At 48.5% G+C, this 11,443-nt stretch carries 7 protein-coding genes; 1 reads left to right on the forward strand and 6 read right to left on the reverse strand.

Annotation, left to right across the window (positions count from 1 at the left end; translation table 11 throughout):
* Nucleotides 1–18: 18 nt before the first annotated feature.
* The 4 genes from AC1DCV_RS17005 to AC1DCV_RS17020 are packed head-to-tail and all read right to left on the reverse strand — an operon-like array spanning nucleotide 19 to nucleotide 7,881.
* On the reverse strand, nucleotides 19–1,635 hold the full coding sequence (locus AC1DCV_RS17005) for an arylsulfatase (protein ID WP_477024255.1): 1,617 nt from the start codon (nucleotides 1,633–1,635) through the stop codon (nucleotides 19–21).
* Between the two features lie 21 nt (nucleotides 1,636–1,656).
* Nucleotides 1,657–3,306 carry an arylsulfatase gene (locus tag AC1DCV_RS17010; RefSeq protein WP_477024256.1) on the reverse strand — a complete coding sequence of 550 codons (1,650 nt, stop codon included), beginning with the start codon at nucleotides 3,304–3,306 and terminating at the stop codon, nucleotides 1,657–1,659.
* A 29-nt stretch (nucleotides 3,307–3,335) separates the two neighbouring features.
* A complete protein-coding gene (locus tag AC1DCV_RS17015) occupies nucleotides 3,336–4,811 on the reverse strand; it encodes a RagB/SusD family nutrient uptake outer membrane protein (protein ID WP_477024257.1) in 1,476 nt (491 codons plus the stop codon).
* A 34-nt stretch (nucleotides 4,812–4,845) separates the two neighbouring features.
* Nucleotides 4,846–7,881, reverse strand: a complete 3,036-nt coding sequence (locus AC1DCV_RS17020; RefSeq protein ID WP_477024258.1) for a SusC/RagA family TonB-linked outer membrane protein — start codon at nucleotides 7,879–7,881, stop codon at nucleotides 4,846–4,848.
* Between the two features lie 502 nt (nucleotides 7,882–8,383).
* Between AC1DCV_RS17020 and AC1DCV_RS17025 the strand changes: the two genes are divergently transcribed.
* Nucleotides 8,384–9,382, forward strand: a complete 999-nt coding sequence (locus tag AC1DCV_RS17025; RefSeq protein ID WP_477024259.1) for a YXWGXW repeat-containing protein — start codon at nucleotides 8,384–8,386, stop codon at nucleotides 9,380–9,382.
* 90 nt (nucleotides 9,383–9,472) lie between these two features.
* Here the strand turns inward: AC1DCV_RS17025 and AC1DCV_RS17030 are convergent, their stop codons facing one another.
* Both AC1DCV_RS17030 and AC1DCV_RS17035 read right to left on the reverse strand, forming a co-directional pair.
* Complete coding sequence (locus AC1DCV_RS17030) at nucleotides 9,473–10,267, reverse strand: SDR family oxidoreductase (protein ID WP_477024260.1); 795 nt, start codon at nucleotides 10,265–10,267, stop codon at nucleotides 9,473–9,475.
* 6 nt (nucleotides 10,268–10,273) lie between these two features.
* On the reverse strand, nucleotides 10,274–11,440 hold the full coding sequence (locus AC1DCV_RS17035) for a mandelate racemase/muconate lactonizing enzyme family protein (RefSeq protein WP_441576092.1): 1,167 nt from the start codon (nucleotides 11,438–11,440) through the stop codon (nucleotides 10,274–10,276).
* Nucleotides 11,441–11,443 lie beyond the last annotated feature (3 nt).

Here is an 11,443-nt window from a genome sequence, read left to right on the forward strand (position 1 = left end):
ATTATCAACACTTCCATATTATTTCGCCGGCTTCTTATCAAAAAAAGAAGCCGGTTTTATTTTATCATATTCCACTACACCGGTTTGTTTCGCCCAGTCGAAATAAGCGGCAGACAACTCATTCACCACCTGCGTATTTTTTCCTGCCACATCATTGGTTTCTCCACGGTCCTGGTCCAGGTCATATAATTCCCAACGATATTGTGGGTAGATAGATACCAGTTTCCACTTGCCTTTTCTCACCGCTCTGTTCCCTGCGCGTTCCCAGAAAATAGGCGTTTCCCGGTTCAGTGCTACATCATGGAAAAACAATCCGGTCAGGCTTTTGCCCGGTAAGGCATTTGGTTTTACGCCATTATATTTTTCCGGATATTTTACACCCGCTACTTCGTAAAAAGTAGGCGCCAGGTCAATCAGGTGAGCAGTACCTTTCGCGATAGTACCACCTTTGATTTTACCAGGGAACCACGCTATCAGCGGGGAACTGATACCTCCTTCATACATAAAGTTTTTAAACGATCGGAAGGGGCTGTTGGAAACGAAAGACCAGTTTTTGCCCTGTGATTCGAAAGAACCCGCAGTACCTACAGGGCCGGTGTTCCTGGCTGCTTTCGGCCCCCAGTGTGCTACGTCTTCTGCTGGTGCGCCGTTGTCAGAAATAAATATTACGAGGGTATTATCATCTTTCTTCAAAGCCTTCAGCGTGGCCAACACCTTGCCTACGCCCTGGTCCATCCGGTCCACCATGGCGGCATACACTTCCATTTTTGATTTCCAGAGTTGCTTTTCATCCCAGGTAAGACTATTCCATTCCGGCACTTCCTCATCGCGGGGAGCCACCGTTTGACGAGGATCCAGTATGCCCAGTTGTTGCTGTCGTACCAGGCGTTCGCGGCGCAGCGAGTCCCAACCAATATCATATCTCCCTTTATATTTGGCAATATCCTCCGGCAAAGCCTGTAATGGCCAGTGTGGCGCGTTAAAGGCCAGGTATAAGAAGAAAGGTTTGTTGGTTTTGCTTTGCTCTTCCAGGTATTTCACTGCATGACCGGCAATTTCATCGGTGAAATAATAGCTGTTATCTGCCGGATGCAGACGCTGATTATTTTCTACCAGCACCACCGGGTACTGTCCACCACCCAACGGCATAGGCTTCGCATCGAAGTAGTCCGCGCCACCACCTATTACGCCATAGTACTTTTCAAAGCCTCGTTGATTAGGCCAGGAGAGACTATCATTCCCCACATGCCATTTACCGGACATCAGGGTGCTGTAGCCCGCTGTTTTCAGCACCTCTCCCAGTGTCAGCGATTCCTTGTTCAGAAAACCCTGATAGGCAGGCAGGCCGAGGTTTACATCAAAATAGCCGATACCTGCTTTGTGCTGATATTGGCCACTCAATAATGATGCACGGGTAGGTGCACAGATAGAGTTATTATAAAACTCCTTCAGACGCAGCCCTTCATTGGCCAGGCGATCAAGATTTGGCGTATGTATTTCGGAACCGTAAGCGCCGAGATCAGAATATCCCATATCGTCTACGACAATAAGAATGATATTGGGCTTCTTCGTTTGTGCATCTACGTTAGATGCCAGTATGGTAGCTGCCGTTAAAGCAGTGAATAGTTTTTTCATCACAAGTATATTTTGCATTATTTATTGCGCATCGCGGCGTTTACCAGTTGCAGGTTGACTACCACCGGTTGGACCCGCAAATCCTGCAGGACCGGCAGGCTTGATCTTATCATAGTCTACCACGTCATTTTCTTTGGCCCAGTTATCATATGCCGATGCCAGTTCCTTCACCACCTGTGGTTCCTGCGTCGCGAGATTTTTTGTTTCTGCACGGTCTGTTTCTATGTTGTACAGCTCCCATTGTTTGGAGGGCCAGGAAGAAATCAGCTTCCACTTACCTTGTCTTACAGCCCTGTTACCTGCACGTTCCCAGAAGAGTGGCACTTTGCGGCTGATCTCCTGCTGCGCAAACAACAACTGGGTCAAACTTACGCCGGGTAAGGGATTGGTAGTAATATGGTTATAGGTAGATGGATAGGCAGCACCACCTATTTCATAAAATGTAGGCGCCAGGTCTATCAGGTGGGCAGTACCGCGTACGATGCTGCCGGCTTTGATCTTTGCAGGATACCAGGCAATCAGCGGAGAGCTGATGCCACCTTCATAGGCACTCGCTTTGTATGACCTGAACGGCGTGTTAGACACATGCGCCCAACTCTGTTCCTGGTAGTCGTAAGATCCTGCGGTACCAATAGGCCCGGAGCTACGTTGCCTTTTTCTGCCGGTAGGTATAAAACCTCCCTGGGCACCATTATCAGAAATAAAAACGATGAGGGTATTATCGTCTTTCTTCAGCTCTTTTAACTTCGCTAATATTTTGCCGATGCCCTGATCCATGCGATCAATCATTGCAGCGTACACTTCCATTTTCTTTTGCCACAACTGTTGCTCGTCATAGGTCAGACTCCCCCATGCCGGCACTTCCGGATCCGGTGCAATGGTGGCATCGGGACGGATGATACCCAGCTTTTTTTGTCGTGCAATACGTTCATTACGCAACGAATCCCAACCTATCGCATACCGGCCTTTGTACTTTGCGATATCTTCGGGCAACGCCTGCAATGGCCAGTGGGGTGCATTGTAAGCGACATACAAAAAGAACGGATTGTTTCCTTTGCTTTGCTCATCCAGGAATTTCACAGCATGACCGGCAATTTCATCGGTGAGATAATGTCCCGGCTCCAGATTGAAGGAGCGGTTATTTTCTACCAGCGGCACCGGTGGCACTTTATCGGTGTAGTTGCCAATATCAAAGTAGTTGCTGGCGCCGCCTATGAAGCCGAAAAATTTGTCGAAGCCCCGTTGATTAGGCCAGGCAATGCTATCATCGCCCACATGCCATTTACCAGACATCAGGGTGCTGTAGCCGGCTTGTTTCAATACTTCCGCCAATGTAAGTGACTCGCGGTTCAGGTAGCCCTGGTAGGCGGGCAAACCGAGGTTTACATTAAAATAGCCAACACCCGCTTTATGGTTGGATTGTCCCGTGAGCAAGGAAGCACGGGTGGGTGCGCAAATGGAGTTGTTATAAAACTCCTGCAGCCGTAATCCTTCTGCAGCCAGTCTGCTGAGATTGGGCGTTTGTATTTCCGAGCCATACGGCGCAATGTCAGAATATCCCATATCATCTACCATGATCAGGATAATGTTGGGCCGGGAAGCTTGTTTTTGCTGCGCAAAGCTCCAGTAGCTGATACTGAGCAATACGAGGGCGATCATTGTTTTTTTCATCCGTTGGTGTTTTATCTGAAGTGGCAGTGTTAATAGTTTACCCACAATGGATCCTGTTTTAATTTAGGATTCAGGTTTAATTCCCGTTGTGGTGTAGGAAAATGAATATGCCGGGGCGCCGCCAGTGTTTTACCCGCCGCTTTCAGCACTTTTACATAGTAGTCGGGACCTCTTCTCACCAAATCAAACCAGCGCTGGTATTCATATACAAACTCTTTTCTTCTTTCCTGGAAAACGCTGTCCCGGAAATTTGCTACACTCAAACCAGGTGCTGCATCTGACAGGCGGGGAACGCCGGATCGTTGTCTTACGGCATCAATAGCATCATATGCCGCTGCGGAAGGCCCCTGATTCACTTCATTCAGCGCCTCTGCATAAATGAGCAATACTTCCGCATATCTGATGATCGGTAAGTTTTTGGAAGATTCGCCCTGGCTGCCCACTACGGCCGGATCATAGTATTTATTCAGGTGCGGTTCAAAGGTATATAGTTTGCCATCGCTGGGGCTGGTCATCTGCGTAATGAAAGTAACATTTCTGCGCGCATCTCCTTCACCAAAACTTTCGTATAGCCCTCCCTGTTTGTGTAATGCATCGGCATAGTCGCCGTTGATACCAGGTACTTCATTGGGGGCCGATCGACTGGCGAGACTATTACCCTGGTAGGCAGAATTACCCTGAAACTGCGCGGAGAAAATATGCTCTTTTCCGTTCTTCTTTGCCACATTAAATACATCGGCAAAATTCTCAAATAGGCTATACCAATGCAGGTCTATGAGTTCCTTGCTTTTGTCGGCCGCCAGCTGCCAGTCTTTTTTTGTGAGATATACTTTGGCCAGCAGACTCTTTGCGGAACCCGCCGTAGCGCGACCTATGTCGGCAGGACCGTATTCTGATGGTGCAGGTAAATGTTCCGCATCCTGCAGATCCTGGATAATTTGTTTGTATACCGCCTCTTCCGGTGCTTTCTCTACATACAATACATCAGGAGACAATGACGCGGGAGCATGCAGTACCAGTGGCACCGGGCCAAACCATCTCACTAAATTAAAATAATGTAATGCCCTCAGGAACTTCGCCTCATTGATCAAACGTGTTCTAACGGTTTCGGATATACTCTCTTTTCTGATCAATGCAATCTGATCGATGGCGATATTGGAAACGTTGATGGCGTCAAAGCTTTGCTTCCACAGCTGCTCCATCCGATCGTTGGAGGCATCATGAGTGAGACCGGAGAGTGCCCGTACATGCGCGTTGCGGGCGCGTGGTCCGGCTTCATAATCATCTGTCGCCATTTCCATTCCTATCTGTAACAAACTATTGTAAAGCGATTGCCCGGTTTCATATAATTTCCGGTAGGCCGCGGTAACAGCAGCAGTGGCCTCTGCTTCATTCTGATAAAAATTATTGGAGGTAACTACCGATTCCGGTTGCTCATCCAGTTTGGAGCAGGCTGCCCAAACGATGGCCAGTATTGCAATATATATGATGCGTATCTTTTTCATGTGCCCTGATTTTTTTGTGAGCGATAAATATGGATCAGAAAGTAACTCTTGCGCCGGCGCTGATAGTGCGGGATACCGGGTAAATACCTGCATCTGTTCCGGGAGAAACGTTGTTGCCGGAAGTTACTTCCGGATCAAAGCTGGTATACTTTGTCCAGGTGAATAAATTTTGTGCAGATGCAAATACGTTGATAGCGGAAATTTTACCCGTGATCCGTTTAGGCAGCGTGTAACCCAGCGTTACATTTTTCACGCGCAGGAAAGAACCGTCTTCAATAAACCTATCAGAGAAAACCGGCGCGGGATCCAGCTTTGCACGGGGAATCGTTTGACTTGGATTCGTTGGTGTCCAGCGATCCAGCGCGGAAGAGGCAGCCCCTTGCTGACCGTTAAACAATTCCAGTGATTGCCTGTTGGAGTTGAGTATCTTATTACCATAAGCCCCCTGCAGTAATACCGTCAGGTTAAATCCTTTCCACGAGAAATTATTGGTCAGACCGAAAATAAAGTCCGGTTGTGCATTCCCGATGATTGCTCTGTCTGCCGCCGTGGTAAAGCTGCCATCGCCACTGATATCTTTATACAAGCGATCACCAGGTTTAGGTACTGCGTTGCCCGTTAGTTTTCCTTTCTTCGCTTCTTCTCCTGTTTGCAGAATACCATCTGTTACGGTGCCGTAAAAGCTTCCCAATGGCTCCCCTACACGGATAATATAGTTACCGTTGATGTAAGACTGCGCACCATTGCCTATGGTTAACACTTTGTTGCGGTTAACGGATACATTCAGATCAGTACTCCACGTAAACGCACCTACGAAGTTTTTACTGCTGATGCCTATTTCCACCCCTTTATTTTCTACGGTACCAAAGTTTTGCAGGGAGGAGGTTTGCCCGGAAGTCCAGGGTATTTCCACGTTCAGCAGCAGGTTGGTTGTCTTTTTATAATAGCCATCGAGGGTAAGGAGGAGCCGGTTGTCGAGAAAACCGATATCTATGCCGGCATTGTACTGGTATGTTTTTTCCCAGCCCAGTTGATCATTGGCTAAACGGGACGGAGCAAATCCCGTGGCCACATCTTTCCCAAAAAGATAACCAAGGGTATACAGGGTGGCGAGCGACTGGTACTCTCCTATTTCCAGGTTGCCGGTAGTACCAAAGCTGGCCCTGAGTTTCAGGTCACTGATTTTTTTTGCGAGGGGAGCAAAAAAAGATTCGTTGCTCACTCTCCACGAAGCAGCAGCAGAGGGAAAATAACCCCACTTGTTGCCTTTGCCAAACCGGGAAGAACCATCAGAACGGATGCTGGCCGTAAAATAATAGCGGCTGTTATAGTTATAGTTGATACGGGAGAGATAAGAGTGCAGCACCCATGCTGTAGCATCAGAATATGGCCGGGTCAATGTAGATCCGCCCTGCAGGTTATTATACGTCAGGTCATCTGTTACAAATTTCTGTGCACCGGCCCTCGTGATGTCACTTTTAAATTCCTGTTGTGTAAAGCCCACTAATACATCGAACGAATGTTTGTTGATGCTGCGGTTGTAAGAGAGGGTATTTTCATTGAGCCAGGAATAACTGTTATAAGATCCTTTGGCAGCGCTGCCTTTTGTTAACAGTCCTTCATAGATAGACGCCGGTATGTAATTCTTTTCAGTCGTGTTATTTACATCCGTTCCTAGTAATACTTTCAGGTTGAGTCCCTCTATGATGGCATATTCCGCGAAAGCGGTACCCAGCAGGCGGTTGGCAGTAGATTTATTAATCTGTTCCTGTATCGTTGCAATTGGATTCGCGAAAATATTCTCGAAAGGATTTCGTAGTGTATATCCTCCATTGGGATCATAGATAGTAGCCGTAGGCGGCATCTGTAACAGGGAAGTGATAATGCCGGAAGGCGCCACATTCGCATCGGATTTACTGATGGCGAGATGGGCGCTGATCTTCAGTCTTTCATACGGTTGCGCATCTACGTTAGCACGTACACCAATGCGGGAGAAGTCCGTATTCTTTATAATCCCATCCTGATCGAAATAGTTACCGGAAATCAGGTAGCGTGTTTTGGCGTTGCCTCCGCTGACCGACAGATAATGGTTCTGCTGTGCGGCTGTGCGGAAAGCCGCATCCTGCCAGTCGGTGCCGGTACCCAGTTTGTCGATGTCTGCCTGTGAGAGGTACTGGAACTTTCCTTTGGAAGGATCTGTATCATAAAAAGCATCATTTCTGAGTATCGCAAAATCATGGGCATTAAGCACATCTATTTTTTTGCGGAGCGACTGTACACCATAAGTACCTTCATAGGTGACGTTACTTCTGTCGGCCCTGCCTTTGCGGCTGGTGATGATCACCACGCCGTTGGCGCCTCTGGAGCCATAGATGGCTGTTGCAGAGGCATCTTTCAAAATATCTATACTTTCAATATCCGATGGATTGATGCTGGCCAGCGGGTTTACCGGGGTACCTGTGAGAATGCCCGGAGTTGCGGAACTGTTGTAAATGGGGAATCCATCTATCACGTAGAGGGGCTCGTTGCCACCCTGTATGGAGCTACCGCCGCGGATGCGGATACTAACACCTCCACCCGGCTGACCGGAAGTTTGGGTAACCTGTACACCCGCAACTGCGCCTTTCAGTGCCTGGTCTATAGAGCTGACCGGTTGTTTGAGCAGTGGTCCGGAAATAGAAGCAATCGCGCCGGTAAGGTCACTTTTTTTCTGTGTGCCATAACCTACTACTACCACGTCATTCAACTGGCTTTGTACCGGCTCCAGGGGAACTTCTATCTGTGCACCATTGGCAATGATTTCCAGACGGCGGTAACCAATATAGCTGACGATCAGTGTATACGGGAATTTCTGGCCGGTAACAAAAGTAAATCGTCCTGCAGCATCGGTAGAAACACCATGTGTAGTGCCTTTGATGTTCACCACAGCTCCCGGCAGCGGATCATGCGTTTTGGCATCTACTACCAGACCCGTTAAATGAGAGTTGATCAGTGGCGTAGTGCCAGTCTGGGCCAGTATGACGGCAGGAAAAAAAAGTAACAGGAATAACCCGGTCTTTAGCGGGTTCATATTTCGTAAAGCTTGTCGCATTTTTAAACAGCATTTAGTGTGCTGATCAGTACAATGACTACATCAGATAGCAGGAAAGCCTAAACAGTCTTAGTAAAGGGCATAGCACGCCCTATGTCATCTGGTTGAATGAGCAGCATGAATGAATAAGAGAAATAAAGAAGGCGCCGGAAAATGGCTACTACATTGTTCTACAGACGAAACAGCACCTTGTCTCGCCGCTGATAGTGAAGATGTTAGATGTTGACATCTGGCATAATTTAGTTGGTTGAGAATAGTGTTGTTGTCACAGCCACTGTCGCCCGATAATAGTTTTACGTGGTGGTGCTAAAAACTATAAAGGGTTTTCGTTTCTGCTGTAAGTAGTGATAACAGTGCTCCTGCTTTAAACAACGGCGTAAAAGTAAACATAATTTTATTAGTCTACAAATTTTGTAGATTATTAGTTTTTAAACTTCTTTGTTGCAATGCCGTCCAAGATCACGAATAAGCACATTGAATCATGAAAAAGGTCATCATTGCCTTACTGTTGTTAGCAGCAGTAACGGGAACCGGATCTGCAACGTATGCGCAGGTAAGTGTTGGCGTATCCATCCGGGTGGCTCCTCCTCCATTGCAGGTATATACCCAACCACCTTGTCCGTATGACGGATATATCTGGACGCCGGGTTACTGGGCGTATGGACCTGCAGGTTATTATTGGATACCGGGCGTATGGGTGCGGCCACCACGCGTTGGCGTGCTCTGGACCCCTGGTTACTGGGGATTTGTAGGTGGCATTTATAGCTGGCATAGCGGCTACTGGGGTCCTCACGTAGGATTTTATGGCGGCGTTAATTATGGCTATGGCTACGGTGGATCCGGCTTCTACGGCGGTATGTGGCGGGGTAATGCCTACCATTACAATACCGCGTATTCGAATATCAATACCACGGTGATTCATAACACCTACGTTAATAATACCTATATCAACAACAGAACGGTTGTCAACAACCGCAGCAGCTTCAACGGGCCTGGTGGCATTACCGCAAGACCCGGCCGCGAAGAACAGGTAGCCATGCGTGACCACCATATACAAGCTACTTCAGAACAGCTATCGCACGAACAAAGGGCCGGTCTCAACAGAAACCAGGTGGCCGCAGGAAATAACGGACATGTGGGCAACCACCAGGTGAGACAAGGAACTACGTTATCTGACGGGAACCATGGAGGCGGACAGCAAAATCATTTTAATCAACCTGGTAATGCAGCAGCACAAAACCATATTAATAATAATGTCAATCGCAGCAACCATTTTAATAATGCAGGCGGCGAACAAAATCATTTTAATGCAGCCCGGGGAGAAAATCATTTTAACAACGGTGGCGGCAATCACCAGGTAGCGATGCAACACCAGCCACATTTTTCACAGCCTCATATGTCAGGCGGCGGTATGGCCCGTGGCGGCGGTGGACATATGGGTGGCGGCGGTCACGGTGGTGGTGGACATGGAAGACATTGAATACCCTATTCATTTCATCCAATGTAAAAAAGCTGTCTGCAGGGATCACCTGGCAGACGGCTTTTTATGAATACTGATCTCAGATGATGATCACATCACATCCTGCAACAACGCTGATCTTCCACCGTCGAGCAAGTACGTAGTTCCCGCCGCAAAACCACCGTACTCCCCTGCCAGGAAAACGCACCAGGCGCCGGCTTCTTCAGGCGTACCAATCCGTTTCACCGGATGCAGTTGTTCGGTCCGCGTCCGCTCAGCCGCCGGATCCGGGAAAGAAGCAAACCATTGCTGATTGCCCGGCGTATCTATAAATCCAGGCGCCAGTCCTACTACTCTTACAGTCGGCCCCCATTCAATCGCCAGCGCCCTTACCAGCCCCGTTAACGCCGTTTTGGTGACATTATAAGGGAAGCATCCCGGCAACGTAGCATTGGCGTGATTAGAGCTGATAATGATAATGACGCCCTGTCCGCCCACTTCCAGGTAAGGGCGGCAAAGTTTACATAACCGCCAGTGCGCCGACAGGTTCAATTCCATATTTTGCTGCCACTTGTCTTCTGTGCAGTTGGCTGCACCTTCAAAGAAATTGGCGCCGGCATTGGACACGAGTATATCCAGGTGCCCCCAGGCAGCTAATACATTGGCTATCCAGCTGGCCTGTTGTGTAGCATCGGTTACATCTGCCTGTGTGTACATACCATCTGCACCTGCTGCCTGCAGGTCGCTGAGGAAAGTCCGGGCAGCAGGACTATCAGCTGCTTCCAACCCACAGCCTGCCACCTTCGCACCGGCAACGCCCATCATCTGTGCAATGCCCTTCCCTATTCCGGAGGTTACACCGGATACCAGGACTACCTTTCCGGCTAATGATATTTGTAGTGCCATAATTTATTAAACATAAAATCCGGGACGGGGTTGCAAAATGCCCGGATGTTTTTCCATTTCTGCTTCTACCAGGTCTACTCCCAGGCCCGGACGATCTGACAAATGCAGATGCCCGTTACTGATCATGTCTTTGATAGGATGATCAATCACCGTATCTCTCCAGGGCACATCATTAAACATAAACTCCTGCCGGAAGAAATTAGGTACCGAAGCACATACATGCGCGCTGGCGATAGTAGATAAGGGTCCGTTAGGATTATGCGGCGCCAGCAATACATTATATGCTTCCATCATGGTGGCCATCCGTTTCATCTCTGAAGGACCACCACAGCGGGTGATATCAGGCATAATAATATCGCATAGCTGTTTCTCCAACACCTGCCGGATCCCATGACGGGTATAATGCCGCTCTCCCACACAAATGGCTACATTGCCCGGTAGTCGCTCCCTTACAGCTTTCAGCGTATCCGCACTTTCAGGACCTACCGGCTCTTCGTACCAGGTAATATCCAATGCGGCCAGTCGCTGCGCCATTTTCACCGCTACCCTGAAATTCAGCATAGCATGAGTTTCTATCATGATATCGAACTCCGGACCTACCGCATCACGCACGGCCTTGCTCACATCGAAAGCCAGGTCCTGCTGTGCCACGCTGAGGTTCAGATTGGAAGATAAGTCCTCTCCATAAAAATAATTGACGTGGGCGAAAGGGTCAAATTTCAACCCGGTAAAACCGGCTGCTTTTACCTGCAACGCCTGTGCTGCATAATCTTCAGGGGTATGTGCACCACCTGTAAACCAGTAATTGGCATACAGCAAAATATCTTTGCGGAAAGCGCCGCCCAGCAATTCGTAGCAAGGCACACCCAATACTTTCGCTTTCAGATCCAGCAGGGCCATATCAATACCGCTGATAGCACAAAGACTCGCACCATAAGGACCTATCCAGTTCAGGTCGCGGTAAAGTTTAGTCCAGATAAAATCGGTGCGCATAGGGTCCATCCCGATGATGCGCTCCCCTACATGTTTGGCAGCATGATATACAATGGGGCTACCCGGCCAGTTGGTGGCTTCCCCCACACCGGTATAACCTTCATCTGTGTAAATTTTCAGCAGGGTCCAGTTATACTTCACCCCTTCTACCAGCCATACCTTAACATCAGTTATTTTCATGAT

It is taken from the genome of Chitinophaga sp. 10T418, from assembly GCF_056394125.1.

What these genes read in the sequence shown, in the direction of transcription:
- AC1DCV_RS17005 (WP_477024255.1), bottom strand. Translation starts at nt 1,635, where the DNA reads ATGAAAAAACTATTCACTGCTTTAACGGCAGCTACCATACTGGCATCT.
- AC1DCV_RS17010 (WP_477024256.1), bottom strand. Translation starts at nt 3,306, where the DNA reads ATGAAAAAAACAATGATCGCCCTCGTATTGCTCAGTATCAGCTACTGG.
- AC1DCV_RS17015 (WP_477024257.1), bottom strand. Translation starts at nt 4,811, where the DNA reads ATGAAAAAGATACGCATCATATATATTGCAATACTGGCCATCGTTTGG.
- AC1DCV_RS17020 (WP_477024258.1), bottom strand. Translation starts at nt 7,881, where the DNA reads ATGAACCCGCTAAAGACCGGGTTATTCCTGTTACTTTTTTTTCCTGCC.
- AC1DCV_RS17025 (WP_477024259.1), top strand. Translation starts at nt 8,384, where the DNA reads ATGAAAAAGGTCATCATTGCCTTACTGTTGTTAGCAGCAGTAACGGGA.
- AC1DCV_RS17030 (WP_477024260.1), bottom strand. Translation starts at nt 10,267, where the DNA reads ATGGCACTACAAATATCATTAGCCGGAAAGGTAGTCCTGGTATCCGGT.
- AC1DCV_RS17035 (WP_441576092.1), bottom strand. Translation starts at nt 11,440, where the DNA reads ATGAAAATAACTGATGTTAAGGTATGGCTGGTAGAAGGGGTGAAGTAT.